Origin of the sequence: Streptomyces sp. NPDC088747, from assembly GCF_044751025.1 — a bacterium.
Taxonomy (GTDB): domain Bacteria; phylum Actinomycetota; class Actinomycetes; order Streptomycetales; family Streptomycetaceae; genus Streptomyces.
Genome location: NZ_JBIVKZ010000002.1, coordinates 490738 through 515768, shown reverse-complemented (window position 1 = coordinate 515768; position 25031 = coordinate 490738). Strand labels below are relative to the sequence as shown.

The 25031-nt window shown below is 69.2% G+C and carries 25 protein-coding genes, 2 tRNA genes and 1 pseudogene; 15 read left to right on the top strand and 13 right to left on the bottom strand.

Annotated elements, in window-relative coordinates:
• Nucleotides 1–18 precede the first annotated feature (18 nt).
• The gene (locus ACIP79_RS06825) at nt 19–810 is read left to right on the top strand and encodes a DUF3566 domain-containing protein (protein ID WP_401220236.1); all 792 of its coding nucleotides are present in this window, start codon (nt 19–21) and stop codon (nt 808–810) included.
• A 111-nt stretch (nt 811–921) separates the two neighbouring features.
• Nucleotides 922–995, top strand: a tRNA-Ile gene (locus ACIP79_RS06820).
• Between the two features lie 184 nt (nt 996–1179).
• On the opposite strand, the gene ACIP79_RS06815 is transcribed toward ACIP79_RS06820, so the two are convergent.
• From ACIP79_RS06815 to ACIP79_RS06795, 5 genes and pseudogenes are all read right to left on the bottom strand, one after another.
• Nucleotides 1180–1743 carry a hypothetical protein gene (locus ACIP79_RS06815; RefSeq protein WP_401220988.1) on the bottom strand — a complete coding sequence of 188 codons (564 nt, stop codon included), beginning with the start codon at nt 1741–1743 and terminating at the stop codon, nt 1180–1182.
• A 503-nt stretch (nt 1744–2246) separates the two neighbouring features.
• Nucleotides 2247–2579 (bottom strand): annotated as a pseudogene (locus ACIP79_RS06810) (WhiB family transcriptional regulator); the annotation flags it as partial.
• A complete protein-coding gene (locus ACIP79_RS06805) occupies nt 2576–3172 on the bottom strand; it encodes a BN159_2729 family protein (protein WP_401220233.1) in 597 nt (198 codons plus the stop codon). The gene ACIP79_RS06805 and the pseudogene ACIP79_RS06810, both read right to left, overlap by 4 nt.
• On the bottom strand, nt 3070–3489 hold the full coding sequence (locus ACIP79_RS06800) for a hypothetical protein (RefSeq protein WP_401220231.1): 420 nt from the start codon (nt 3487–3489) through the stop codon (nt 3070–3072). The genes ACIP79_RS06805 and ACIP79_RS06800 overlap by 103 nt, the downstream gene beginning before the upstream one ends.
• Complete coding sequence (locus ACIP79_RS06795; protein WP_401220228.1) at nt 3486–4079, bottom strand: RNA polymerase sigma factor; 594 nt, start codon at nt 4077–4079, stop codon at nt 3486–3488. Before ACIP79_RS06795 ends, ACIP79_RS06800 begins: the two co-directional genes overlap by 4 nt.
• Before the next feature lie 513 nt (nt 4080–4592).
• Between ACIP79_RS06795 and ACIP79_RS06790 the strand changes: the two genes are divergently transcribed.
• Together ACIP79_RS06790 and ACIP79_RS06785 are read left to right on the top strand one after the other, a co-directional pair.
• Complete coding sequence (locus ACIP79_RS06790; RefSeq protein ID WP_383678814.1) at nt 4593–5015, top strand: helix-turn-helix domain-containing protein; 423 nt, start codon at nt 4593–4595, stop codon at nt 5013–5015.
• 198 nt (nt 5016–5213) lie between these two features.
• Entirely contained in the window at nt 5214–5447 is a 234-nt protein-coding gene (locus ACIP79_RS06785) for a hypothetical protein (RefSeq protein WP_383678816.1), read from the top strand.
• Between the two features lie 22 nt (nt 5448–5469).
• On the opposite strand, the gene ACIP79_RS06780 is transcribed toward ACIP79_RS06785, so the two are convergent.
• Nucleotides 5470–5841, bottom strand: a complete 372-nt coding sequence (locus ACIP79_RS06780; RefSeq protein WP_401220224.1) for a DUF6344 domain-containing protein — start codon at nt 5839–5841, stop codon at nt 5470–5472.
• 472 nt (nt 5842–6313) lie between these two features.
• Between ACIP79_RS06780 and ACIP79_RS06775 the strand changes: the two genes are divergently transcribed.
• Complete coding sequence (locus ACIP79_RS06775; RefSeq protein WP_003999697.1) at nt 6314–6442, top strand: DLW-39 family protein; 129 nt, start codon at nt 6314–6316, stop codon at nt 6440–6442.
• A 259-nt stretch (nt 6443–6701) separates the two neighbouring features.
• On the top strand, nt 6702–8222 hold the full coding sequence (locus ACIP79_RS06770; RefSeq protein ID WP_401220221.1) for a hypothetical protein: 1521 nt from the start codon (nt 6702–6704) through the stop codon (nt 8220–8222).
• A 43-nt stretch (nt 8223–8265) separates the two neighbouring features.
• On the opposite strand, the gene ACIP79_RS06765 is transcribed toward ACIP79_RS06770, so the two are convergent.
• Both ACIP79_RS06765 and ACIP79_RS06760 read right to left on the bottom strand, forming a co-directional pair.
• Nucleotides 8266–10377, bottom strand: coding sequence for a protein kinase (locus ACIP79_RS06765; RefSeq protein ID WP_401220218.1), 2112 nt, complete (start codon nt 10375–10377; stop codon nt 8266–8268).
• A gap of 207 nt (nt 10378–10584) precedes the next feature.
• A complete protein-coding gene (locus ACIP79_RS06760) occupies nt 10585–11133 on the bottom strand; it encodes a DNA-binding protein (RefSeq protein WP_266458338.1) in 549 nt (182 codons plus the stop codon).
• Nucleotides 11134–11314: 181 nt separating this feature from the next.
• On the opposite strand from ACIP79_RS06760, the gene ACIP79_RS06755 reads away from it, so the two are divergent.
• Nucleotides 11315–11387 (top strand) — tRNA-Ala (locus ACIP79_RS06755).
• 216 nt (nt 11388–11603) lie between these two features.
• On the opposite strand, the gene ACIP79_RS06750 is transcribed toward ACIP79_RS06755, so the two are convergent.
• Nucleotides 11604–12305 (bottom strand): DUF5324 family protein, encoded by a 702-nt coding sequence (locus ACIP79_RS06750; RefSeq protein ID WP_383678824.1) that lies wholly within the window; start codon nt 12303–12305, stop codon nt 11604–11606.
• Nucleotides 12306–12695: 390 nt separating this feature from the next.
• Between ACIP79_RS06750 and ACIP79_RS06745 the strand changes: the two genes are divergently transcribed.
• Nucleotides 12696–13229 (top strand): peptidylprolyl isomerase, encoded by a 534-nt coding sequence (locus ACIP79_RS06745; RefSeq protein ID WP_401220214.1) that lies wholly within the window; start codon nt 12696–12698, stop codon nt 13227–13229.
• A 202-nt stretch (nt 13230–13431) separates the two neighbouring features.
• Nucleotides 13432–14349 carry a rhomboid family intramembrane serine protease gene (locus ACIP79_RS06740; protein ID WP_401220212.1) on the top strand — a complete coding sequence of 306 codons (918 nt, stop codon included), beginning with the start codon at nt 13432–13434 and terminating at the stop codon, nt 14347–14349.
• A 293-nt stretch (nt 14350–14642) separates the two neighbouring features.
• Here the strand turns inward: ACIP79_RS06740 and crgA are convergent, their stop codons facing one another.
• The gene (gene crgA, locus ACIP79_RS06735; RefSeq protein WP_383678830.1) at nt 14643–14897 is read right to left on the bottom strand and encodes a cell division protein CrgA; all 255 of its coding nucleotides are present in this window, start codon (nt 14895–14897) and stop codon (nt 14643–14645) included.
• 142 nt (nt 14898–15039) lie between these two features.
• Between crgA and ACIP79_RS06730 the strand changes: the two genes are divergently transcribed.
• From ACIP79_RS06730 to ACIP79_RS06705, 6 genes are all read left to right on the top strand, one after another.
• Complete coding sequence (locus tag ACIP79_RS06730) at nt 15040–15819, top strand: DUF881 domain-containing protein (protein ID WP_401220210.1); 780 nt, start codon at nt 15040–15042, stop codon at nt 15817–15819.
• A gap of 82 nt (nt 15820–15901) precedes the next feature.
• Nucleotides 15902–16651, top strand: coding sequence for a class E sortase (locus tag ACIP79_RS06725; RefSeq protein ID WP_401220207.1), 750 nt, complete (start codon nt 15902–15904; stop codon nt 16649–16651).
• On the top strand, nt 16602–16844 hold the full coding sequence (locus ACIP79_RS06720) for a hypothetical protein (RefSeq protein ID WP_401220204.1): 243 nt from the start codon (nt 16602–16604) through the stop codon (nt 16842–16844). The genes ACIP79_RS06725 and ACIP79_RS06720 overlap by 50 nt, the downstream gene beginning before the upstream one ends.
• The gene (locus tag ACIP79_RS06715; RefSeq protein ID WP_383678836.1) at nt 16841–17479 is read left to right on the top strand and encodes an aminodeoxychorismate/anthranilate synthase component II; all 639 of its coding nucleotides are present in this window, start codon (nt 16841–16843) and stop codon (nt 17477–17479) included. The genes ACIP79_RS06720 and ACIP79_RS06715 overlap by 4 nt, the downstream gene beginning before the upstream one ends.
• Nucleotides 17476–18900 (top strand): class E sortase, encoded by a 1425-nt coding sequence (locus ACIP79_RS06710; RefSeq protein WP_401220201.1) that lies wholly within the window; start codon nt 17476–17478, stop codon nt 18898–18900. Before ACIP79_RS06715 ends, ACIP79_RS06710 begins: the two co-directional genes overlap by 4 nt.
• A gap of 75 nt (nt 18901–18975) precedes the next feature.
• Nucleotides 18976–19722 (top strand): class E sortase, encoded by a 747-nt coding sequence (locus ACIP79_RS06705; RefSeq protein ID WP_401220199.1) that lies wholly within the window; start codon nt 18976–18978, stop codon nt 19720–19722.
• Between the two features lie 195 nt (nt 19723–19917).
• Here ACIP79_RS06705 and pknB read toward each other — a convergent pair whose 3' ends face one another.
• The 3 genes from pknB to ACIP79_RS06690 form a co-directional block, all read right to left on the bottom strand.
• Entirely contained in the window at nt 19918–21918 is a 2001-nt protein-coding gene (gene pknB, locus ACIP79_RS06700; RefSeq protein ID WP_401220196.1) for a Stk1 family PASTA domain-containing Ser/Thr kinase, read from the bottom strand.
• Between the two features lie 170 nt (nt 21919–22088).
• Nucleotides 22089–23579, bottom strand: coding sequence for a peptidoglycan D,D-transpeptidase FtsI family protein (locus ACIP79_RS06695; protein WP_401220194.1), 1491 nt, complete (start codon nt 23577–23579; stop codon nt 22089–22091).
• Nucleotides 23576–25012, bottom strand: coding sequence for an FtsW/RodA/SpoVE family cell cycle protein (locus ACIP79_RS06690; RefSeq protein ID WP_383678846.1), 1437 nt, complete (start codon nt 25010–25012; stop codon nt 23576–23578). Before ACIP79_RS06690 ends, ACIP79_RS06695 begins: the two co-directional genes overlap by 4 nt.
• Between the last annotated feature and the right edge of the window lie 19 nt (nt 25013–25031).

The following is a 25031-nucleotide window of genomic DNA, read 5'->3' as shown; positions in this document are numbered from 1 at the left end:
CGCGAGGAGTGAGTCGTCGTGAGCGGAGCCACGGGCGCCGGATCGACCGGTACGGAAACGGACGGCGGCCGTGGCCCCGCCATGGATGCGACTGATTCCCATGATTCTCATGGATCCCAGGGGGGAACTGTGACGGACACCCGAGGCCCGCAGGCCCAGCAGTACATGGGCGGGGAGGCCCCGGCAGGAGCGCCGCCGATGCCTGGTTCGCCGGGGGCGGGGGCGCAGCAGCAGGGGCAGCCCCTGCCCGGCTCGCCGGCGCCCGGAACCTCCATGCCCGGAGCGTCGATGCCGGGTTCGCCGCTGCCCGGTTCGCCGTTGCCGGGGGACCGGCAGCCGTCGCAGCCCGCGCAGCCGTACCACCCGCCGCAGGCGTACCCGGCGCAGACGCCCTCGGGCGCCGTCCGTCGGCCGCGTACCGGCGCACGCACGATGCCGCGGACCCGCAAGGCCCGTCTGCGGGTCGCCAAGGCCGACCCGTGGTCGGTGATGAAGGTCAGCTTCCTGCTCTCCATCGCCCTCGGCATCTGCACGATCGTCGCGGCGGCTGTGCTGTGGATGGTCATGGACGCGATGGGCGTCTTCTCGACCGTCGGCGGCACCATCTCCGAGGCGACGGGCTCGAACGAGTCGAACGGCTTCGACCTCCAGTCGTTCCTCTCCCTGCCGCACGTCCTGATGTTCACGGCGATCATCGCGGTCATCGACGTTGTCCTCGCGACGGCGCTCGCGACGCTCGGCGCGTTCATCTACAACCTCTCCGCCGGCTTCGTCGGTGGTGTCGAGCTGACGCTGGCGGAGGACGAGTAACCACCGTCGGGCGCCCGCCCAAACGTCCGCCGACTATCGATTTTGGGACTGGCCGCGTCGTGCGCTAATCTTCAGAGGTCAGCGCGCGGGACATACACCGCAGAGCGCGGCGGGGCTATAGCTCAGTTGGTTAGAGCGCATCCCTGATAAGGATGAGGCCACAGGTTCAAATCCTGTTAGCCCCACATCGTGAAAGCCCCCGATCACTCGTGATCGGGGGCTTTTGTCGTACCCGGGCAGTGTCGGTCCCGGCCGGGCGAGGTCAGTAACGAGCCCGGCGGATCAGGTGATCCGCCGGGCTCGTGTGGTCCGGTCGACGTGCCTCCCGAGCCTGCCGACCGGAGTGCGGGAAGCGTGGGTGGGGATCTGTCAGTCGTGGCGGCGCAGTTCCTCGACGACCGTCGCCACCCCGTCCTCCAGGGCGAGCAGGCGGGTGTGCCGGCGGAGGTGGGCGTACTTCGCCTCGGTCTCACGTTCGTCCTCACGCGCGTGTACGCCGACCGGCTCCACGGTTTCGACGTGGTGCGTGTGCCGGAACAGGTGGGTGTCCGTGGCCGCGACGAGCCAGCGCATCTGTCTGCCCCCGGCCACCATGTGCAGGACGCGCCGGCCGTCCTCGCCGGTGCTGTGCCCGGCGAGCACCGAGGTCGCCGGGTGCAGCACCGCGAGCCAGGCGAGGAGATGCGCCCGCTCCCGCTCCAGGCTCTCGCACTGTCGCTCGTAGGCGTCGGCGTGCTGCTGCCAGCGGATCACCTCCGACACGTCCCGCCCGGGCGTCTGTGGGGCGGCGACAGCGGCCCGTTCCCGCGTCGAACGGCGCCGTAGGACGGAGCCGAGGAGGCCCCGGAACCGGCCGGCTGCCCCGTGACGACGGGGGCCGGGGCGCGGCCGTGCGTCCGGTTCCGTGGACGAGGGCATGACGGGTGTGGACATGGGTTGCTCCGGGGTGCGGTCCGGGACGAGGCCCCCTGGAAAGGGGCCCGCGTCCCGCTCTGTGTACGGGCGGTTCGGGTGGGCGGTGCGAGGGGATCGGGGGGATCGGCGGGATCGGGGGGTGGACGCAGGGCAGGGCCGAAACCGTGGCGGCCTTTCCGGGTGGGGCGGCCGATTCGGAGGGGCGGCCGATTCGGGCGGGGTGGCCGTTCGGGGCCGGATGACCGGGCCTTACCGGGTCCACGACGCGCTCCGCCGGGCCGTGCTCCGCCGGGCGGTGGCCGGCCTGCGGAGCGCATCGTGGACCCGGTACGCCGGTAACTGCTGGCGCCCCGGGCGTTGGCGGCCCGGCAGGCGTCGTCGGGCGGCTCCCCCTTGCGTACGTGCCGCTGGTAGGCCGCGCGGGTTCCGCACGGCGCGACCTCCTCGCGCGCGGGGACCGGTCTGGGCGGGGCCGACGGCACCTCGGCCCGTCGGGCGCGCCGCTTCTCCAGCGCGTGACGCTGGGCGCCGGTGAGGCCCGCGGCGATGCCCGCTCGGTCGCACGCGGGCAGGCCGGCCTCACGGTGCAGCACGGCAACGCGGCACTCCTGGAGCACCGAGCAGGTGCCGCAGATGGCGGTGGCGATCGCCCGGGTCCGGTCGGAGAACCACAGTTCGGGATCCTCGCTCCGGCACGCGGCGCTCAGGCCCCAGTCCGAAGCGTCGCCGTTCGCTTGTGCGCGCCGCGGTGCCGTCCACCGCCACAGCCCGTCGGTGCCGGGGGCGATGGCCTTGGCGGGCTCCGTGGGACCCCTCCCGGCCGACGCGCGGAAACTGTCGCCGTAGGCCCTCATCGGACCTGCTCGCTCCGCTTGGCGAGCACGGCGTCGGTGCCGGCGTCGGCGTCGGCGTCGGCGTTCTGCGTGTACGGCTCGCTCCGGGCGTCCCGCGTGGATGGTTCACGTCGGGCGTCCCGCGTGGACGGCCCACGTCGGACGTCCCGCGAGGCCGATTCAATCCGGGCGTGCTCACCGTCGTCGTCGGCGACCGGGTCGGACAGCTCCCGCATCGGAGTCAACGGCCCCAGATGCGCCGCCACGTTGGGGAGCGAGCAACGTTCCGGACGGCTGTCCAGCGACAGGAGGGGCATGCCGTCGTGACCGCGCCAGCCCTGGAAGTACCAGATCTGCCCGTGCGCGTCGCGCTGCGGCACCGTCAGGTCGTACACCCGCCCGCCGAACTCGAACGCCCGCGCCGCCTCCGGGCTCCTCGGATTGGGCGACGGCGGCGGGAGTTCGTACGCCACCACCGACACGCGCACTCCCTCGTGACGGCATTCGCCGATCACCGCGTCGGGCAGGAGCCGTTCGCGGTCGTGCGTGATGCCGAAGTGCGAGCGCCACCGCGCCCACTGGTCCCGATCGGTGACCAGGAGTGCGACGCGCACCTGGTCACCGTCCGCGTGGACGCTCTGGAAGTCCTGGTGGCGGCCGATGTGCCGCGCGTGGAGGCCGCGACGACACGGGCACGCCGGCACGACAGGTCCCAGGCACGCGCCTGCCGCTCCAGCTCCGTGAGCTGTCGCGGCCCGCGCGACCAGCCCCCGGCCGCGGTGCGGTGCAGGACGATGCCGTACGACTTCTCCGGGTCGACCAGGAGACGCTCGCCGTCCAGGGCGTGAGCGGCGGCCGTGACGGGAGCGGAGCCACCGGCGGCCATGACCGTGCGGATCACCTGTGCCGCGTGCGGAAGGTTCCTGTTCACGCGGCGTTCGCCTCCGTGGCCGTTCTCAGCTTCTGCATCGCCCGGAAGGTGAGTCCCCTGACCGCGCCGATGCTGCGCCCCATGGTGTGCGCGGTCTCGGCGGACGACATCTCGCCGATGTAGCGCAGCTCCAGGCATCGCCGTTGATGCGGGCTGAGCGAGTGCAGCGCGTCCCGCACGGCGGCGAGCGTCTCGACCGTCTCCAACTCGCGCAGCGCCGTGGACTCGGCGCTGCGGTCGTGCGTGTCGGTGTCCTCGAGTTCGGGGACCAGGGTCTCCAGCCCGGTGCGGCTCGTCCGTACCTCGTCGAGGTGCAGGTTCCTGGCGATGGTGAGCAGCCAGGCGGTGAGCGCCGCCCCCTGCCAGGTGTACGAGGTGATGCGGCGCAGCGCCCGTGCGAAGACCTCCTGGGTCAGGTCCTCGGCCAGGTGGCGGTTCCGCGTCCGGAAGAGGAGGTAGCGGAACACGAAGTGCTGGTGCTGGACATACAGGGCGGCGAACGCCTCGCGGTCGCCCGCGGGGGCCCGGGCCACCAGTTCGGGCTCCGTCGTTCGCGGAGTCCCGGTCTCACGTCTGATCTGTGCGGACACGAACTGTGTGCTCCTTGGTCACGAAGGCCTGTGAACTCGTCGTAAGGACGGACGGATCGGGTGGATTGAGCGGATCGGGTGGATGGAGTGGGGCGGACGGGTCAGGTGGAGCGGACGGGTCAGGTGTATCGAGTGCATCGAGTGCATCGAGGTGATGGCCGCAGGAGACGTGGCCCTCATCATCTATCTCCAATCTTCACGTAGATGTAGATTTCCCAAGCATGGGCTGCGCTTGCCGACAGGTGGCGCGCGAGGCGCGCACGGCGTGCTCGGGCGATCCGGCGACGAGTGCACCCGATACGGGTGGGGCGCCGGAGGCCGGGCGCCCCACGAGATCTACACCATGCATGTAGATGTAGATTCTGTCAAATGGGGGAAGCCGGTTTGGGCCTAAGGTTCCGGGTCACGCGCGTAGCACGGGGGTGGAGCCGAATGCTTCCCGTTCCTCGGAAACCGCATGTCGATCTGCGATCTACTTGCGCATGTGGATGTTGTTGGTTGATGCTCTGAAACGTGACCAAACGCCCTCTTCCATCCGGCGAACCCGGCTCCGGCAAGGACTTCGCCCACGGGGGTGAAGATCTCGCTGCCCTGCTTGAACGCCTCCTTGCCCAAGCGCAAGGACGGACCCAGAAGGATCTGGCCGAGCAGGCCGGCATCTCGTACCCGACGCTCAACGCGTGGGTGAACCGGACCCGTGGTACGTCCCGCATCGACCCCGAGAAACTGCGGGCGATGGTGGAGGTGTTCCGTCGCTGGGGGGTCAAGACCACGCCGCGGGAGTTCTTCGCTTCCGTCGGGCGACCGGTCCCTGGCCCCAGTGGTGATGAACGAGAGGCTCAACTGCTCCGGCTCTACCGCCAGCTTCCCGAGTCCAGGCAGCGTGACCTGGTCAAGAACGCCGAGGCGATGCTCCAGCTCAGCCGCGCCATCTGAAGGCCATCGGCGTAACTCCGCATCGCGTGCACTGTGTCCATGTTCTCCCCGGTCCGGCACATCTCTACGGAATATCCCGATAGCGGATTGGTGGCGCACGGGCGCGAGTACGATTGGTTGTCCGCTGGCCTCCCGGAGCGGGATCACTACATGCTCTTGTGCATCCCTGGGGAGGTAGCTGTGTGCATCCTGATTTGCGTGTCGGACGACCTACCGAAGATCGCCATCTGGGACCCCGATGAAATGAGCATCCTGGTCGCCAGGGGCAGTGAGACTGCCGAGCTGTTCCGGGAACTGCAGGAGATCCTGACGATCGACCTGGGCGCGCCGGCCACCGCCGAGCCCGCACTGTTCTGTTTCTGCGGCACGCGGGTCGAACTGCCTGGCGAACTCGCGCTACAGGGCTCCGGCAGCGCTGCCGACGCCCGCTGACATCCGGCGCGGCGCCTGTCGGTCATCGTGCGCCGGTGAGGCAGTCGTCCGCACTGGTGGATCCGTTTTCCGCCGTAGAGCCCGTGATGGCGGAAAGGTCGGCCGCCTCGGGCTCGTTCGTGTCCAGGGGCGCACGGTGGCGGCACGACGGAGACGAACCGTGGGCTTCGGCCCGGATGCGCTGCTTCATCGTCGGAGGCAGGCCCCGATCCAGTGCCCCGGACCACAGGGGCACCGTCGGAACGGTCGTGACCGGGGTCCCCGTGTTGCGGACGGGCGCCGGCTGGGGTACGGCCGCGGCGGCGGTCGTCGTGATGAATCCGGCCGCCGTGCACAGGGTGACAAGGAGCGTGACGATGGCGGTCCACAGCTTCATGACCTGATTCCTGGCCATGGTCCCTCACTTTCGGGTCGGGTGATTTGCGTACTTTCCTCATGATGTGTATGGGGGTCGTCGAGTGGTGGACCGACGCTCGGCGTGTGTGGATCTTCCGATGAACGTCACTCGGACGGGCGCATGAGGTCCAGAAGGCCTTGGAAGAGGGCCAAGAACTCCGCGGACCGAGAACGCCGAAGCCCGGACAAGAGAGCGCCGAAGCCCAGGCAAAGGGGCGTCGAAGGCCACGGAAGAGGGGCGACGAAGGCCACGGAAGAGGGCGTCGGCGCCCGCGCGGGTGGACACCCAGGCTGTCGCGGTCACCTTCCGGAGGGAGGTGATCACCCTTTGATCGGACGGGTTTCGCTCGCCCCGAATGCGCTGCCCCGGTGCGGAGTTGGCCGCCCACGCAGGTCACCGATCGATATCGGTCGGTGTGTATAGTCGGGCGCCAGAGGTCCCCAACGTCAATGAAAGACGAGGTCGCGCGGTGAAGAAGCTCCTCCTGGTCGCACTGGCCGCCATCGGCGGGCTCCTCGTGTACCGCCAGATCCAGGCGGATCGCGCCGAGCAGGATCTGTGGACGGAGGCGACTGACTCCGTGCCCACGGGTTCGTGAGTATCGACAACAGTCGAGACAGCAGTCCCAGAGCAGACCCCGGCCGCCCTCGCGGTCGGGGTTTTGTGTTGCCCGGATCCGGGTCGTCCGGGGTCGCTTCGGTTCACAAGGGCAAGCAGTTCCATTGCGACGGCAAATTCGTCCACTACGTAGAGGGGTCTTTCGGCCGCTCGTCCGGATAGCACGGGTATCGCAGTGCACGTCGGGGCAGGATGGGCCACGATCCGGGGACGGCCGCCGCTGTGGGTGCGACCGTGGCGTGGCGTGGAAAGAGGGGTACGCGATGGGGCGGCGCAGGGTGCGGTGGCGTACGGCGTCCTGGCGCGGCCGGTCGCTCGTGCTCACTACGGCGACGACGCTCACCACGGCGGCGGCGGCGACGCTCGCGGCAGCGGCTCTGTGCACCGCACTCGCACCGCCGGACCACGCCACCCTCGCCGGTGCGCAGTTGGCAGCCGTCGGTACCCAACCGCGAGCGGCCGGTACGCCCGAGCCGTACGCGTTCGCCGATGACGCCACCACCGTCGAGGGCACCGCGGACAACACCGACTCCGTACGCCTGGAGCCCGGAAAGGCGTACAAGAGCTCGATAGAGAGGGACGGCAAGCTCTACTACCGTCTCGAACTCGACGCCACGGCCAACGCGTACGTCTCCGTCACTGCCGTCCCCGGTGCGGGCGAGACGGTCTCCTACGGGGACGGCATCAGGGTCTCCGTACAGGACGGCAACAGCCGTAACTGCTCCTCCTCCGCGACCGCCCACTTCGGCGCCACGCAGAGCTCCCACCCTGTTGCCGCCTGGGGAGCGCGTGAGATCGGCAGCGACCAGTTCGCCTGCCAGACGGCGGGGACGTACTACGTGGTCGTCGATCGCAGCGGTACGGAGGGATCCTCCTCCGGGGACTGGGATCTGGAGCTCACCTACGTGTCGGAGCCCGGCCTGAGGAAAGCCGGTCCGACGAGCGCGGCCGAGGCCTGGAACTCCGCCTCGCCCGACGCCCTCTCGGGAGACCCCGAGACCCGCGGAGGCGGCGCGGGCTTCACCGGCGCGACCAGCCTCCGGCAGGGGGTCTGGCAGGACGCGATCACCCCGGGGCAGACGCTCTTCTACAAGGTGCCGGTCGACTGGGGGCAACAGCTCTACACCACGACCGAACTGGGCAGCACGGACAGCGGCGGCGACTATCTGGGCAACGCCCTCGCCATGTCCCTCTACAACCCCGTACGGGGCTTCGTCGACGACGTGGGTTCCGGATACGACGGCAGCCAGCGTTCGGCCGAGCTGGACCCCTTGCCTCCCGTCACCTACGAGAACCGCTACGCCCGCGACAACCGTGTGACCGGGATGAGGTTCGCCGGCTCCTACTACCTCGTGGTCCATCTCGCCGAGCAGGTCGCCGGGAAGTTCGGTGACGGGCCGTTCGGCCTGACACTGCGTGTACGGGTGGACGGCACCGCCCAGGCGGGACCGGTGTACGCCGGACCGGCGCAGCCTCGGGACGCGTTCGACGTGACCTCAGGGGATCTCGATGAGGCGGCGGGCGCCGACGGTGGGGTTGGAGGCGACGGCGACGGCGCCGGTGGCGGCAGCGACACCGCCACGATGAAGTTGATCGCCGCGGCGGGGATCGGTTCGGGGAGCGTCCTGGTGCTGGCGCTCGGGATGTGGACGCTGGTCGCGCGGCGGCGGGCGGGGACAGCCTCCTCCGGGGAGGCGGTCACGGTTCCCGCACCGCGGACCAAGGCTCACAGAGACCACCGAGCGCCGCGGCACCGGTAGCGCCGCCGGACCTACCGTCGGACGTCGCGCCGCACGGGCACCCTCAGATCCGGGTCAACGCCCAGATACCCACCGCGAAGCAGACCAGCGCGAGAAGCAGGACCGGAACGGCCACCTTCGCGGGAGGCCCTGGGCGCGGCCGCGCCCGCCCGGCCACCCGCTCCGAGAATGCACCCGCCCGAGGCGGAACCTGCGGGTCTTGAGCGGTGTATGAACCAGTAGAGGCGTACGCGTGCTGCGGCATGGCTGTGTGGGGGGAGGCCGGGACTTGCGTGGGAGTGGGAGTGGGAGTCGCGTCGAATGGCCTTGTGTAGGGGGGAGTTGGAGCAGGGAGCTGCACCGCGGTGGGGGGAGTGGGCGGCTGCTCTGGCCGTTGTGGTTGCGGTTGCCGGCCGGGGGCGGGGCGGTGCTGCGTCTCGTGCCATGCCTGTTGGGGCTGCGCGTTGGGGGCGGCTGCCTGAGGCGGGGGGAGGTGGAAGCTTCCGGTTTCCGACATCGCGGAGGGCGGCGGGGGGACTGGGCCGGGAGCGGATGCGGGGTGTGGGGGTGCGCCACGGTCATTGGCGGGGGTATTCGGTCGTACGTTGCTGAGGGCGGGCCCCGGCTGCCGGTCGTCGTCGGCGGACGCTGGGTGTACGCCGTCGGTGCCGGGCCCTGGCTGTACGGCACCGGAGGCGGCGGAGGGCTGGGACGGCAGGCCCGAGCGGTGAGGCCATGGGTCGGAGCCGGTGCCGGGATTCGAGGCCGCGCTGGGATCCGAGGACGCGCTGTAGCCGGGATCGGAGCCCGTGCTGTAGCTGGGGCCGGGGTCAATGCCGGAGCCGGGATCCGAGATCGCGCCGGGATCCGAGCCCGGTTGGCGGGGCTCGAAGACAGAGGCGGAGGAGGCACCGGTAACGGGGCCGATCGCGGGGTCGGCTGCGGCCCCCGCCCCACCCGCTACCCCTGGCTCACCCGCGACCTCAGGCCAACCCGGGACCCCGAGCGGGCCCGCGACCTCTGGCCCAGCCGAGCGCTTTGGCCCAGCCGAGCCCCCTGGCCCGGCCGGCACCCATGGCTCAGCCGACGCCCCATCCCGATCCCCATCCGGACGCCGAGAGCCCCTGCCACCTCCGCCATCGCCCCCTCCAAAGCCGGAATCCCGAGCGGACCCAGAAGCGGAACCAACCCCAGAACCCGCCCCCGACATCGCTTCCCCCGACCCGAGTTGCGCCGCTGGGGCGGTCGGCCGTGGGCGAAGGGGTGCGCCGACGGCATGCCCGCCCCGCGTGGCCCCCAGTGGTCCGTCGGCGCCGAACCCGTCCGGGAGCGGCCCGAGTTGGTCGAAGACGTCGATCGACTCGTCGTCGGGGCCCGGCTCGGGCAGCAGCTCTGCGGCCGAGGCGAGCGCCTTGCGCGCCCCCGTGGCGGTACGGAACCGCGCCTCGGGGTCGGGCTGCACCAGGGTGGCCACGACCTGCCACAGCGGCTCGGGGATTCCCTGGGGCGCCGACGGCGTGCCGTTCTCCGCGAAGTACTCGATCAACGCCTTGGCATCGGGCCTCGCACCCTCCAGGAGATACAGGGCGACCAGACCCACGGCGAACAGATCGGCGGGAAAGTCCGGATCGGAGCCCAGCATCTGCTCGGGCGCGAAGTAACCGGGCGTCCCCACCACGTAGTTGGTCTCCGTCAGCCGCGGCTCGCCGAGGCGCATCGCGATCCCGAAGTCGGACAGCCGCAGCCGTGGCCGGCCCCTGCCGGTCGCTTCGAGCAGCACGTTGGCGGGCTTGATGTCCCGGTGCACGACCCCCTCCGCGTGCACGGCGGTGAGCCCGGACAGAAGCTGGTCGAGCAGGGTACAGACGAAGAGCGGAGGCAAGGGGCCGTAGTCCGCGACCAGATGTACCAGCGATCCCCCGGCGACCAGATCCATCGTGAACAGGACCTTGTCGTCGTCGGCGGCCCAGCTGGCCGGAGCGAGAACATGCGGATGGTCGATCCGCATCGCCTGCTCCCGCACGAAACGCAGCAGTGCGTGCGCGTCGCGCTGCTGCAGCACCTTGGCGGCCACATACCGGCGCCGCCGGTGATCCCAGGCGCGCCAGACCGCACCGACTCCCCCGTGCCCGATCGGGTCGACCAGTTCGTACCGGCCTGCGAAGACCTCACCCATGGTCGTGCGTCGCCCCCCTGCGGCGGTCGGTCCGGTGACCTCTTCCGACGTGCGCGGATGCCTCGACCCCTGTGAAGTACCGGATGGCCAGGACTTCACAGAGGCACCCGGCCGCGTCGACCTCGATGAGGCGCCCGGTTGCCTGACGTGCGGCGTCCGGAGACCTCGCGAGCTGCGAGCGCCCGGTGTGCGGCGCCGGGCCTCGGCTCAGCTCTGGTGCGACTGGTAGTGCGCGACCGCGTCAGAGGTGCGGCCGGCGCCGTACACCCGGAGAAACTCTGCCAGTTCCGGATGGGTCGGGGCGAGAGTGTCCGCCGCGTCGATGATGTCCCCCGCAGCCGCCACCGAGCGCAGCAGTGACTGGATCTCCCGGACCACCCGCTTGACCGTGGGCGCGCCCGAACTGCTCGTCGACTGCGTGGTGTTGCTGAGCACCGAGCCCCCCTGAGACTTCTTGATCTCGTCCATGCGCTCTGTGGCCTCAGCGGCGCTCACGCTGCCGTCCACGACCTGCCCCGCCAGGTCCTGCAACAGCTGCACACGCTGTACCACCGCCGGATTGCCGATCTTGGCGCGCTGACCACTCATCAACTGGGACAACATCGGCGCGGACAGACCCAGCACCCCCGCGAGACGCGCCTGATTGAGCCCCAGGTCGTCTATGAGCCTACGGAAGAGCGCCCCCAACGGCTCCCCGTACCAGTTCCGCTGAAGCTCCCGGGCTCTCGCGGTAGCTTCTTGTTGTGCGGCGTCCATTGCGTCTCCCCATCGCTTCCCCAAAAACCGCGCTTCGCTGTCGCGAACCACGCCGAGCATCTTACGGAGAGTGGTCGTCCACGGGGACCCCCAATCTTTTTGCGAGATCCCGGGGGTGACCCGGTACTCTGGTCTGCGGCGCCAGTCGGAAGGGGTTCCTTCGACCGGTCGTTCCACTTCCGGGGCCTTAGCTCAGTTGGTAGAGCGCTGTCTTTGCATGGCAGATGTCAGGGGTTCGACTCCCCTAGGCTCCACATCAGAAAAGCCCCTCCGAGCTGCGGAAACGCAGAACGGAGGGGCTTTTTTTGCGCGGTTGTGTCGATGGTCCGGGGCGATCGGCCGCCGTCTCCTGGGCGCGGAGGTCGGGAGGCGGGCCGGTTCCACGTGAAACATCGCTGTGGGGCAGGAGCCTTCAGAGGCTCCTGCCCCACAGCGATGTCGGGACAGAGATCAGATGTCAGGAGCGGAGATCAGGGACGGTCCTCGCGCTCCGCCGCCTCCTCCTCGGCCTCCTTGGCCCGGACCTCGGGGTCCAGACCTGCCTGGCCGCTGCCGTCGACCGACGTCAGGTGACCCGGCTCGGGCACCTCCGTCGCGGCAGGCGGCTCGACCAGCCAGTCGGGGTTGGCCTGCTTGTCCCACCACTTCCAGGCCGCGTAGGCGCCGCCCGCCACGATCCCCAGGACGGCCAGCCCCTTCACGACACGGCCGGCTCGCGCCCGCCGCTCGTGCTTACGGACCAGCTTCTGGATCTCCTTGGGCGAGACCTGGCCACGCAGCGCGGCCAGTGCTGCCACGCCACGCGACGCGGCCTCGTCCCGAACGGGCTGGGCCGCGGCCACCGCCTGCTCGATCCTCGGCTTGGAATAGGCAGCGGTCTGCCGAGCCGCCTTACGGGTGCGGACGGCCGCTTCGTGGGCCGCGTGGTCGACCTTCGGCGGCACATGCGTACGGGCCTGCTCAACGCGCGGGGCGAGATGGGCGTCGTACTGCACGCGGGCCTGGTCGGCGGCCTGCGACACCTTCGGCGCGAGACGCACACGCGCCTCGTGCGCATACTGCGATGCCTTGTCCTTGGCCGTGTCGGCGTAAGGCGCCACCACTTCCGCGGCGTGCAGCACGCTGTCCTTCGCCGAGCCGCTCGCGGCGCGCACGCTGTCGATGCGGGTCACGGGTTTCCTCCTCCTCGGTGGCGTACGTCGGGGATTCTGAGTACCCCCAAAGACACACAGTTCACCTGTCCCCCCTTTTCCGGATCATGCCCGGCCGACGGGACCGGGGCATGTAGAGGGCGGGCATCCGGGTCATGGGGGACTCCGGGTGAGCTCAGATCGAGAGCGGCTCACCTGTCGATCAACTGCAATAGCGGATTAATACAGGTCAACGGGAGCTTGTCGTCGACAATGCCACGGATCGTCGCACCTCGCCCCGGTACGGAGTGGACTCGGCTGGATTTCCGCGATCCGACACCCATATGTCCGCCCACAGGTGGCGGCCGGGCGCCGGGCGGTCCCGGCCGTGCGAGGATCGGAGGGTCAAAAGAAGGCAACGGAAGGCAGATCGTGGCTGAGCAGCTGTACGCCACCCTGAAGACCAACAACGGCGACATCGAAGTCCGGCTGCTGCCGAACCACGCGCCCAAGACGGTCCGGAACTTCGTCGAACTCGCCACCGGCGAGCGCGAGTGGGTCAACCCGGAGACGGGGGAGAAGTCCACCGACAAGCTCTACGACGGCACGGTCTTCCACCGGGTGATCAGCGGCTTCATGATCCAGGGCGGTGACCCGCTGGGCAACGGCACCGGCGGCCCGGGCTACCAGTTCGAGGACGAGTTCCACCCGGACCTCTCCTTCAACAAGCCCTACCTGCTGGCCATGGCCAACGCCGGCCCGGCCACCAACGGCTCGCAGTTCTTCATCACCGTCTCCCCGACGGCGTGGCTGACCCGCAAGCACACCATCTTCGGCGAGGTCACCGACCCGGCCAGCCAGAAGGTCGTCGACGCCATCGCCGGTGCCGCCACCAATCCCCGCACCGACCGCCCGGTCAACGACGTCGTCATCGAATCGGTCGTCGTCGAGACCCGCGACGCCTGAGCCCTCGACGAGGCCCGAGGCCCGAGGCCCGAGGACCGAGCGACGAGGGCTGAGCGACGAGGGCTGAGCGACGCGGACTGCGCCCCCAGGGATCGCCGGGTGCGCGGCAGAGTCTGTACGCTCCCGCAGGGAACCAAACGCCCCGTTCATCCGTATGGATGGACGGGGCGGTGCATTGCGTACGACCGAACGAGGGGACCCCATGGACCAGGCGCCAGGCAGCCCCCGGGACCCACAGGGCCCCGGGGATCAGGGACCGCGGGACGCCAAGGGCCTGCCCACCTGCTACCGGCATCCGGACCGTGAGACGGGCGTCCGCTGCACCCGTTGCGAGCGACCGATCTGCCCCGAATGCATGGTCAGTGCCTCCGTCGGCTTCCAGTGCCCCGACTGCGTCCGTGACGGCTCCGGCACCGGACACCCCGCGTCGGCCACCCAGCCCCGCACCCTCGCGGGCGGCGCCGTCGCCGCCGACCCCCGGCTCGCCACCAAGGTCCTGATCGGGGTCAACCTCGCCGCCTTCGTGGTCCAGCTGGCCTTGGGCGACCGCTTCACCGACAGCTTCGACCTGTTCGGGCGGGCCTTGCTCTCCGGCGAGATGCAGGGCGTGGCGGAAGGACAGCCCTACCGGCTGCTGACGGCGATGTTCCTGCACGGCAGCTACATCCACATCATGTTCAACATGCTCAGCCTGTGGTGGATCGGCGGCCCCCTGGAGGCGGCCCTCGGCCGCGCCCGCTACCTCGCCCTGTACTTCGTGTCGGGTCTCGCGGGCAGCGCCCTCAGTTACCTTCTCGCCGCTCCGAACCAGCCGTCGCTCGGTGCGTCCGGCGCGATCTTCGGCCTGTTCGGCGCGACCGCTGTCCTCATGCGACGGCTCAAGTACGACATGCGCCCGTTGATCGCCCTGCTGGTGATCAACCTGATCTTCACCTTCAGCCCCGGGTTCAACATCGCCTGGCAGGCCCACATCGGCGGGCTCGTCGCCGGTGTCGTCCTCGGCTACGCCATGGTCCACGCCCCGCGCGAGTGGAGGGCGCTGATCCAGTACGGGGTGTGTGCTCTGGTGTTGCTCGTCGTGGTGGTCGCGACGCTGGTCAGGACCGCACAGCTCACCTGAGTGACCGGCGTTGTCCACAGACTGTGGCGGATCTTGTGCACATTGTGCGGGAACAGCTGTGCCCCCTGTCACTGAACCGGGTTTTCCCAGGTCAGGCAGGGGGCGAACAAGCTTCCGGATTCCGGTAGGTCTGTCAGACCGGCGTCAACCCCGGCTGAGTTATCCACAGATCTTCTTTCTTTTCCACCTGTGTGGATAACGCCTGTGGATAACTCAGTGGATAGCCCTGGGCAGAGCTGCCGCCGGGCACCGCTGAGCTGTGGCGCGGCTCCGGTGACGTTGCCTCCCGGAAGCTACTTCCACTGCGTGGAGACGCCGAAGCCTGCGGCGATGAAGCCGAAGCCGACCACGATGTTCCAGTTGTCGAGGCCGTCGACGGGCAGCGAACCGTCCGTGACGTAGAAGACGACGATCCATGCCAGGCCGATGAGGAACATGGCCAGCATGACCGGTGCGACCCAGCCGCGGTTGGTCAGCTTGATGTTGGTCGTCTGCTTCGCCGCGGGCGGCGTGTAGTCGGCCTTCTTGCGGATACGTGACTTCGGCACGAGGGTCTCTCCTGTCGATGCGCTGCGTGGCCGCGCAGGGAACTGGGGCGGGCTCCGGGGCAGCGTACAAGGGGACACTGAGAGCTCCCCCGGGCGTCCGTTAGCGTAGTGCTTCCGCGGCGCCGAAGGAGATAAGGGTACGTTGAGCAATTCCGCCGACTCCCACGGTACGGGTCCCAGTCCTGCCGGTAAGCGCCGTTTCCGGCCCGTTCGCGTACTCACGGCGGCCGTCTTCGCCCTCGCCGGCCTCATTTTCTTCACCAGCTTCAACACCGCCAAGGGCACCGACATCCGCACGGACGCCTCCTTGCTCAAACTCTCCGACCTGATCGAGGAGCGCAGTCACAAGAACGCCTCGCTGGACGAGTCCAACGGCGTTCTGCGCGACGACGTCGACTCCCTGGCCGGGCGGGAGGACGGCAGCACGGCCGCCGAGGACGCCAAGCTGGCGGCGCTGGAGAAGAACGCGGGCACCCAGAAGCTCAAGGGCGACGCCCTCACGGTCACGCTCAACGACGCCCCGCCGAACGCGACGGCCAAACTGCCCGGCTACCCCGAGCCGCAGCCCGACTACCTGGTCATCCACCAGCAGGACCTCCAGGCTGTGGTGAACGCCATGTGGGAGGCCGGCGCCGAGGGCATCAAGGTGATGGACCAGCGGCTGATCTCCACCAGCGCCGTCCGCTGCGTCGGCAACACCCTGATCCTCCAGGGCCGCGTCTACTCGCCCCCGTACAAGATCACCGCGATCGGCGACACCGACAAGCTCAAGGACGCGCTCGCCGCCTCCCCCGCGATCCAGAACTACATGGTGTACGTCAACGTCTACGGGCTCGGATGGAAAGTCGAAGAGGACGGGACGGTGACTCTTCCCGGCTACTCGGGCACAGTGGATCTCCACTACGCGAAGCCCGTGGAGTAGCGGGATCAGCAGCGGGAGTAGTGCCTGGTAGTGCCTGGTAGAGCCTGATTAACTGTTGCTGCCGCTGGGGGACCCTGTGTCGGTGCGAGTGGTCGTCAGGACGATCAGTGAACTGTGCATCACCGTCGGCGCCCTGATCGTGCTCTTCGTGGTCTACGTGCTGTTCTGGACCGGCGTGAAGGCCGACAGCGCGATGGACCGCCAGATCGACCAGCTCCAGGAGCAGTGGTCGAAGGGGAGCGTACGACCGTCGGCCGCGGCCCCTCCCCGAAGCCCGGACCCGAATGGGGACCCGCAACGGAGCCCGAGTCCCGGACAGAGCGAGAGCCCCGCGGAGTCTCCGCCGCCGCCCCCCTCGTACGCGTACGGCAAACCCTTCGCTGTGATGTACATCCCACGGCTTGGTTTCACGTGGAACAAGCCCCTCCTCGAAGGGACGGCCACCGACGTCCTGAAGAAGGGGCTGGGGCACTACCGGGGCACGGCCCAGCTCGGGCAGCCGGGGAACTTCTCCGTCGCGGGACACCGCCGTACGTACGGGGACCCTTTCAAGGACTTTCCCCGGCTGCGCAGGGGCGACGCGGTGGTGCTGACCGACGGGACGACCTGGTTCACGTATCGGATCGACAAAGGCCCGTACAAAACGCTGCCCTCCGACATTGAGGTGATCGATCCTGTGCCGCGTAAGTCCGGGTACGAGCGTCCGGGCCGGTATCTCACGCTGACCACGTGCGACCCGGAGTGGGGGCACAGTCATCGGCTGATCGTCTGGGCGCATCTCGATGCCACACAGCCCGTGGAGGCTGGGAAACCGACGGCGCTACGCCGTTAGTCTGGTGCCGTACGGCGACGGAAGGGACGGCATGTACGGCTGGATCTGGCGGCATCTGCCGGGCAACGCGTGGGTGAGGGCGTTGATCTCCCTCGTGCTGACCGTCGCGATGGTCTACGTGCTCTTCCAGTACGTCTTCCCGTGGGCCGAACCGCTGCTGCCCTTCAACGATGTGACGGTGGACAACCAGTGAGCGCCCGGATTCTCGTCGTCGACAACTACGACAGCTTCGTCTTCAACCTGGTCCAGTACCTGTACCAGCTGGGTGCGGAGTGCGAGGTGCTGCGCAACGACGAGGTGTCGACGGCGCACGCCCAGGACGGGTTCGACGGGGTGCTCCTGTCACCGGGTCCTGGCGCTCCCGAGCAGGCCGGCGTGTGCGTCGAGATGGTCAGGCACTGTGCGGCGACCGGCGTACCCGTCTTCGGCGTCTGCCTGGGCATGCAGTCGATGCAGGTGGCGTACGGCGGTGTCGTGGACCGGGCGCCCGAGCTGCTGCACGGCAAGACCTCGCTCGTGGAGCACGAGGGCGCGGGCGTCTTCGCCGGCCTTCCCTCCCCCTTCACCGCGACCCGCTACCACTCGCTCGCGGCCGAGCCGAAGACCGTGCCGGCCGAACTCGAGGTCACGGCGCGTACCCACGACGGGATCATCATGGGGCTGCGCCACCGTGAACTCGCCGTCGAGGGCGTGCAGTTCCATCCCGAGTCGGTCCTGACCGAGCACGGGCACCGCATGCTCGCCAACTGGCTGGTGGAGTGCGGCTACCAAGGGGCCGTGGCGAGGTCGGCGGGGCTCGCCCCGGTGGTGGGCAGGGCCACGGCGTGACCGCGCTGCGCCCCGAGCGCGAGAGCTCCTCCTACGGCGGCGAGGCCGCGTACGGGGGCGCCGAGGCGTTCGAGGGTGCTGAAGCGTATGGGAGTGCCCAAGCGTTCGGGAGCGCCGAAGTGCCGGCGGCCCCAGAGGATTTGGGGGCGACCCAGGCGTTCGAGGCGGCGGTCGAGCAACTGGCCGACCCGCTGACGGATCCGCTCCCGGGGCAGCAGCAGGCGACCACCGGTCAGCATCGGGCCACCCGGCAGCCCCTTCCGCCGCAACAGCCCGTTCCCTCTCAGCAGCCCGCACCTCCGCCGCGGGTCCCCCAGGGGCCGGAGTGGTACGGCCCGGAGGGGTACGCCCACGACCGGTACGCGGCGCCCGAGCCGACGCGCCCGAGGCAGCCGTCGTACGAGGAACCGGCCGCCCCGCCGTACCGGGAGCCCGTCTCGGCGCCGTACGAGCAACCGCGCCCGGCGACCGTGCCGCCCCCGCAGCCCTTGGACGACGAGACGGTGGCGCTGCGCATCCCGGACTCGGACCGAATAGCCGAGACCGCTGCCCGCAGTGCCGCCGACAGCGCACCCGTGCCCGGCGGTCGTGCGGCCCGGCGTAGGGCGGCGCGGCGCCACGGGCGGCGTGGAGGGGCTCAGGAGCCTCTGGAGTCCCCCGAGTCCCAGGGGTCGTCCGCGACGCGGGAGAAGGGCGCTGAGGCGCCTCTGACCCGGATGGAGGCGCGGCGGGCGGAGCGGGCGCGGAAACCGGGGGCCGCGGTCATCGTGAGCCGGGTGATCGGTGAGGTGTTCATCACCACCGGTGTGCTGATGCTGCTGTTCGTGACCTACCAGCTGTGGTGGTCGAACGTGCGGGCGCACCAGCAGGCCGACAAGGCCGCCAACAACCTTCAGCAGGACTGGGCGACGGGCCAGGGGAAGCCGGGGACGTTCGAGCCGGGGCAGGGCTTCGCCATCCTGCACATCCCGAAGCTGGACGTGGTCACGCCGATCGCCGAGGGCACGAGCAAGTCGAAGGTGCTCGACCGCGGGATGGTCGGCCACTACGCGGAGGGCAGCCTGAAGACGGCGATGCCCGACGCCAAGACGGGCAACTTCGCGCTGGCGGGGCACCGGAACACGCACGGCGAGCCGTTCCGGTACATCAACAAGCTCAAGCCGGGCGACGAGATCGTCGTCGAGACGCAGGACGACTACTACGTCTACGAGATGACGTCGATCCTGCCGGTGACGAGTCCGAGCAACACGGCGGTGATCGATCCGGTGCCCGCGGGCTCGGGGTTCACCAAGGCGGGCCGCTACATCACGCTCACCACCTGCACGCCGGAATTCACCAGCAAATACCGGATGATCGTGTGGGGCAAGATGGTCGAGGACCGGCCGCGCGGCGAGGGCAAACCGGAAGCGCTCGTCCAGTGACGGCGCGCCGGCAGTACCGGCGGCGGCAACAGCACATCGGACCACCCGAGACGGACCAGACGGGGCAGATGCACAGTGGCAGCGAGTACCGACCACGACGAGCGCACGGACGTCGAGGAGCCGACGCCGGCGCCGCGACGCCGTGGTTCCGGCCGGCTGGCGATGGCGGTCAGCGTCTTCGGTGAACTCCTCATCACCGCGGGTCTGGTGCTGGGTCTGTTCGTCGTCTACTCCCTGTGGTGGACGAACGTGGTCGCCGACCGGGCGGCGGACAGGCAGGGCGACAAGGTCCGCGACAACTGGGCCTCGTCGGACACCAGCCCGGGTGCACTGGACACCAAGGCGGGCATCGGCTTCCTGCATGTCCCGGCGATGCGGAACGGCGAGGTCCTCGTCGAGAAGGGCACGACGTCCGAGGTCCTGAACGACGGCGTCGCCGGCTACTACACGGACCCCGTCAATTCCGCCCTGCCGACGAGCGACAAGAACGGCAACTTCACCCTCGCCGCCCACCGCGACGGCCACGGCGCCAAGTTCCACAACATCGACAAGCTGGAAGAGGGCGACGCGATCGTCTTCGAGACCAGGGACAAGTGGTACGTCTACAAGGTCTACGGCATCCTCCCGGAGACCTCGAAGTACAACGTCAAGGTCCTCCAGTCGGTCCCCAGGCAGTCCGGCAGAACCAAGCCGGGCCACTACATCACGCTGACGACCTGCACCCCGGTGTACACGTCCCGGTACCGGTACGTGGTGTGGGGCGAGCTGGAGCGGGTGGAGAAGGTCGACGGCGACCGGACCCCACCGAAGGAACTGCAGTGAGGTGACCGCGCTCGCCCTCCGGTGGAGCACCCGCCCTCCGGTAGGGCACCCCTCTCCCGGCTCGCGCCCGCGCGAGATTGACGAACGACGAAGTCCCGGTCCCCTCCGAGGGGGCCGGGACTTCTCTGTCGTACCGGGCGGAGTCAGTGCCCGTGCCCCGCGACCGCGGGGGACGGACACTGTCCGGAGTTGGCCCTATCCGGAGTTGCCCCCGAAGAACCCGCCGCCGTTGTCGCCGCCACCGTTGTTGTTCCCGCCGGTGCCCGCGGTGGTGAGGGTGATCGTCGTCTCGCCGGGGTTGTCGACCTGGGTGTTCGCGCCCGGGTCCTGCGCCAGGACGATCGCGTTGTCGCCCTGGTCGCTGCCGTCGGCGAACTTGATGTTCGTGAAGCCGGCCTGCTGCAGCGTCTGCTTCGCGACGGCCACGGTCTGGGTGACCACGTTCGGCACGGGAGTCTGGGCCTTGGGCTTGGCCTTGCCGATCTGGATGCTGACCGTGGACCCCGGATCGGCCTGCGAGTTGGCCGCGGGCGAGGTCTGGATGACCTTGCCGACCAGGTTGCCGTCGTCCGTCTCCACCTCGGTGCACTCGCCGACGAGGTCGTTGGCCGTCATCTGCGCCTTGGCCTCGTCACAGGACTTGCCGGAGACGTCCGGGACGGTCGACTGCTTCTTCTCGATGGCGACGGTGAGGGTGATCGTGGATCCCTTCTCCACCTCCTTGCCGAGAATCGGATCCTGCGACAGGACGGTGTCCGGGTCCTCCGTGGACTCCTGCGTCTTGGTCTTGACCTCGAGCTGGTAGTCGTCGCCTTCGAGGATCGACTTGGCGTCGTCCAGGCTCTTGCCGACGACACTGGGCACCGCGACCTTCGGCGCTCCCGTGGAGACCACCAGGTTGACCGTACTCTGCTTCTCGACCTCGGTGTCGGCGGCCGGGTCCTGCGAGCAGATGTTGCCCTTGGGCTGGTTCTCGCAGGGCTTCTCGGTGAAGGCCAGTTTCAGGTCGGAGTTGACGGCCAGTTTCTCCGCGTCCGCCTTCGTCTGGTCCACGAACCGCGGTACGGAGACACTCGTGTCGGCGGAGTTGTTGCCGCTGAACGCCCACTTGCCGATCAGGATCGCGCCGACGAGGACCAGGACGCCCGCCACGACCAGCAGGATCGTGGAGGTGTTCGTCTTCTTCTGGCGGCGGCGGTCGGGGCGGTCGTCGTAGCCGTAGCCGCCGTCGTCCGGGTTCATCGGGGGGAGCATGGAGGTCGCGCCGGCGTCCGCGGAGCGCATGGCCGTGGTGGCCTGGTCGGCGCCGTAACCGCCGTAGCCGACGGAGCCCATGGCCGCGGTTGCCGCGACGGGCTGGCCGTCGAGGCAGGCCTCGATGTCGGCGCGCATCTCGTCGGCGGACTGGTAGCGGTAGTCAGGGTCCTTGACGAGCGCCCTGAGCACGATCGCGTCCATCTCGGGCGTGATCTCGGGGTCGAAGACGCTCGGGGGCTGCGGTTCCTCACGTACGTGCTGGTAGGCGACCGCGACCGGGGAGTCGCCGATGAACGGCGGACGGACGGTCAGCAGTTCGTACAGCAGGCAGCCCGTGGAGTACAGGTCGGAGCGGGCGTCGACCTGCTCGCCCTTCGCCTGCTCCGGCGAGAGGTACTGCGCCGTGCCTATGACGGCTGACGTCTGCGTCATGGTCATGCCGGAGTCGCCCATGGCGCGGGCGATGCCGAAGTCCATGACCTTGACCTGGCCGTTGCGCGTGAGCATGACGTTGGCGGGCTTGATGTCGCGGTGGACGATGCCGGCGCGGTGGGAGTACTCCAGGGCCTGGAGGATCCCGATGGTCATCTCGAGGGTGCGCTCGGGCAGCAGCCTGCGGCCCGAGTGCAGCAGTTCGCGCAGCGTGGACCCGTCGACGTACTCCATCACGATGTACGGGATGGACGTGCCGTCGATGTAGTCCTCACCCGTGTCGTACACGGCGACGATCGCGGGATGGTTGAGCGAGGCGGCCGACTGGGCCTCCCGGCGGAACCGGGCCTGGAACGACGGGTCGCGTGCGAGGTCGGCTCGCAGCGTCTTCACCGCCACCTGGCGCCCGAGCCGGGTGTCATGGGCGAGGTAGACCTCCGCCATGCCACCACGGCCGAGCACTTGGCCCAGCTCGTACCGGCCGCCGAGGCGACGCGGCTCTTCCATAGCTACCTACCAGCCCTCTCCGTCGGTCCCGACCGCACCGTTGTGTGGTCGGGCGGTGTGCTGTCCGGGCATACCGTACCCGGCTCGCCGTCTGTGACCTGGCCACAATCGTCACCCGATACAGGACCGGTATCGCAACGTGCACCGATGTGCATGAGACGTGACGGGGGTCACTTGGTGCTGTCGATGACTGCCTTCATCACATTCCTGGCGATGGGGGCCGCGAGGCCGCCACCGGAGATGTCGTCGCGGTTGGCGCTCTCGTCCTCGACCACCACGGCCACGGCGACCGGCGAACTGCCGTCGCTGAGCTTGGCGTACGAGATGAACCAGGCGTACGGGTTCTCGCTGTTGTCGACGCCGTGCTGGGCGGTGCCGGTCTTGCCGCCCACCGTGATGCCGTCCTCGTTGATCTGGGCGTTGGTGCCCGTGCCGTCCTTGACGACCGTCTCCATCATCGACTGCAGGATCTGGGCGTTCTCCGAGGACAGCGGCTCGCTCATCTTCTCGGGCTCGGTCTGCTCGATGACGTCGAGGCCGGGAGCCTGGAGCTTGTCGACCATGTACGGCTTCATGAGCGTGCCGTTGTTGGCGACGGCCGAGGCGACCATGGCCATCTGGAGCGGGGTCGTGGCGGTCTCGAACTGGCCGATCGAGCTGAGCGCGGTCTGCGGCTTGTCCATGTCGTCGGGGAAGACGGAGGCGCTGGAGCGGACCGGCGTGAACTGCTCGGAGTTGAAGCCGAACTTCTCGGCCTCCGCCAGCATCTTGTCCTTGCCGAGGTCGGCGCCGATCTTGCCGAAGACGGTGTTGCAGGAGACGCGGAGCGCTTCGCGCATCGTCGCGTTCTTGCAGGGGATGTTCCCCTCGTTCTTCAGCTCGGTCGTGGTGTCCGGCAGCGTGTAGGGCAGCGGCGAGTCGGTCTTCTCCTCCGCGGACTTGTAGAGGCCGTTCTCCAGCGCCGCGGCGGCCGTCACCACCTTGAAGGTGGAGCCCGGCGGGTAGGTCTCGCGCAGTGCCCGGTTGAGCATCGGGTCGTTGGGGTCGCTCTTCTTCTGGAGCTTGGTCCACGCCTTGCCGTCGACGCTCGTGGAGTTGCCCGCGAACGTGGAGGGGTCGTACGAGGGGGTGGAGGCGAGCGCCAGGATCGCGCCGGTCTCGGGGTCGATCGCGGCGACGGCACCCTTGCCCTGCTTGAGCAGACCGTCGTACGCCGCCTTCTGCGCGGCGGCGTTGAGGGTGGTGACGACGTTGCCGCCCTGCTTGGCCTTGCCGGTGATCATGTCGAGGGTGTTGCGGAAGAACAGCCGGTCGTCGTTGCCGGTGAGGATGCCGTCCTCGATGGATTCGAGCTGGGTGGCGCCGAAGGCCTGCGAGGCGTACCCGGTGACCGGGGCCCACATGGCGCCGTCCTTGTACGTGCGCTTGTACTCGAAGTCGTTGAAGCTGTCGCCGCTGGTCTTGGTGGAACCGGTGATCGGGTTCCCGTCGACGATGATGTCGCCGCGCGGGGTGGCGTACCTCTCGATGGCGACCCGGCGGTTCTTGGGGTCGGTCCTCAGGGTGTCCGCCTGGACGTACTGGAGCCAGTTGTCGCGGATGAGGAGGGCGAGGACGAGCAGCCCGCAGAAGATCGCGATCCGGCGCAGGGGCTTGTTCACGGGCGGACCACCTGGGTCATCTCGGCGTCGGGGTTGGGTGCGGGGGCGGGCGCCGGCCGGCGCGCGGTGTCGCTGATTCTGATCAGGATGCTGATGAGGACCCAGTTGGCGATGACGGAGGAGCCTCCGTAGGCCACGAACGGCATCGTCATACCGGTGAGCGGGATGAGGCCCATGACGCCGCCCGCGACGACGAAGACCTGGAGGGCGAAGCCGCCGGACAGGCCCACGGCGAGGAGCTTGCCGAAGGGGTCGCGGGCGGCGAGGGCGGTGCGTACGCCGCGTTCCACGATCAGGCCGTACAGGACGAGGATCGCCATGATTCCGGCGAGGCCCAGTTCCTCGCCGAAGGTGGCGAGGATGAAGTCGGAGTTGGCGGCGAACTTGATGAGGTCGGAGTTGCCCTGGCCGAGGCCGGTGCCGAGGGTGCCGCCGGAGCCGAAGGCCCAGAGGGCTTCCATCGACTGCTCGGAGTGCCCCGCGACGCCCTGCTGGCTGAGCGTGTACTCCTTCATCGGGTCGAGCCAGGCCTGCACGCGCTGCTGGACGTGCGGTTCGAAGGAGGCGACGCTGACCGCGCCCGCCCCCGACATCAGCAGACCGAAGACGATCCAGCTGGTCCGCTCGGTGGCGACGTACAGCATGATCACGAACATGCCGAAGAACAGCAGCGAGGTGCCGAGGTCGGTCTCGAAGACGAGGATCAGGATGGAGACGAACCAGACGACCAGGATCGGGCCGAGGTCGCGGCCGCGCGGCAGGTAGAGGCCCATCACGCGGCGGCTGGCGAGGGCCAGCGCGTCGCGTTTCACCATGAGGTAGCCGGCGAAGAAGACCGCGAGGACGATCTTCGCGAACTCGCCGGGCTGGATGGTGAAGCTGCCGACCGAGATCCAGATCTTGGCGCCGTAGATGTTGGCGCCGAGGCCCGGGACGAGCGGGAGCAGGAGCAGGACGAGGGCGCCGACCATCGAGATGTAGGTGTAGCGCTGCAGGACGCGGTGGTCCTTCAGGAAGATCAGCACGGCGACGAACAGGGCGATGCCGAGCGCGGTGTACAGGAGTTGGCGGGGTGCGGCGGTACCGGCCTGCTTGATGGCCTGGAGCCGCTGCGACTGGTCGAGCCGCCAGATGATGACGAGTCCGAGGCCGTTGAGCAGGGTCGCGAGGGGCAGCAGCAACGGGTCGGCGTACGGCGCGAACTTGCGGACGACGACGTGGCCGACGGCGGCGAGCAGACCGAGCCCGAGGCCGTAGCTCAGCAGGCCCGGGGGCACCGTGTTGTTGATGGCCAGGCCCACGTTGGCGTAGGCGAACACCGGGATGGCGACGGCGAATGCCAGGAGCGCCAGCTCGGTGTTGCGTCGGCTCGGTGCGCCGATGGAGCCGATCGTGGACGTGTGGTGCGTCGGCGTGTTCGTACTACTGCTCATGGTGTGACAGGGCCCCTCA

Excerpts from the sequence above, each read along its gene's own strand:
- ACIP79_RS06815 (WP_401220988.1), bottom strand. The coding sequence starts at position 1,743 with ATGTCCACACCCGTCATGCCCTCGTCCACGGAACCGGACGCACGGCCG.
- ACIP79_RS06780 (WP_401220224.1), bottom strand. The coding sequence starts at position 5,841 with ATGGCCAGGAATCAGGTCATGAAGCTGTGGACCGCCATCGTCACGCTC.
- ACIP79_RS06765 (WP_401220218.1), bottom strand. The coding sequence starts at position 10,377 with ATGGGTGAGGTCTTCGCAGGCCGGTACGAACTGGTCGACCCGATCGGG.
- ACIP79_RS06760 (WP_266458338.1), bottom strand. The coding sequence starts at position 11,133 with ATGGACGCCGCACAACAAGAAGCTACCGCGAGAGCCCGGGAGCTTCAG.
- ACIP79_RS06740 (WP_401220212.1), top strand. The coding sequence starts at position 13,432 with ATGGACCAGGCGCCAGGCAGCCCCCGGGACCCACAGGGCCCCGGGGAT.
- ACIP79_RS06720 (WP_401220204.1), top strand. The coding sequence starts at position 16,602 with ATGCCACACAGCCCGTGGAGGCTGGGAAACCGACGGCGCTACGCCGTT.
- pknB (WP_401220196.1), bottom strand. The coding sequence starts at position 21,918 with ATGGAAGAGCCGCGTCGCCTCGGCGGCCGGTACGAGCTGGGCCAAGTG.
- ACIP79_RS06690 (WP_383678846.1), bottom strand. The coding sequence starts at position 25,012 with ATGAGCAGTAGTACGAACACGCCGACGCACCACACGTCCACGATCGGC.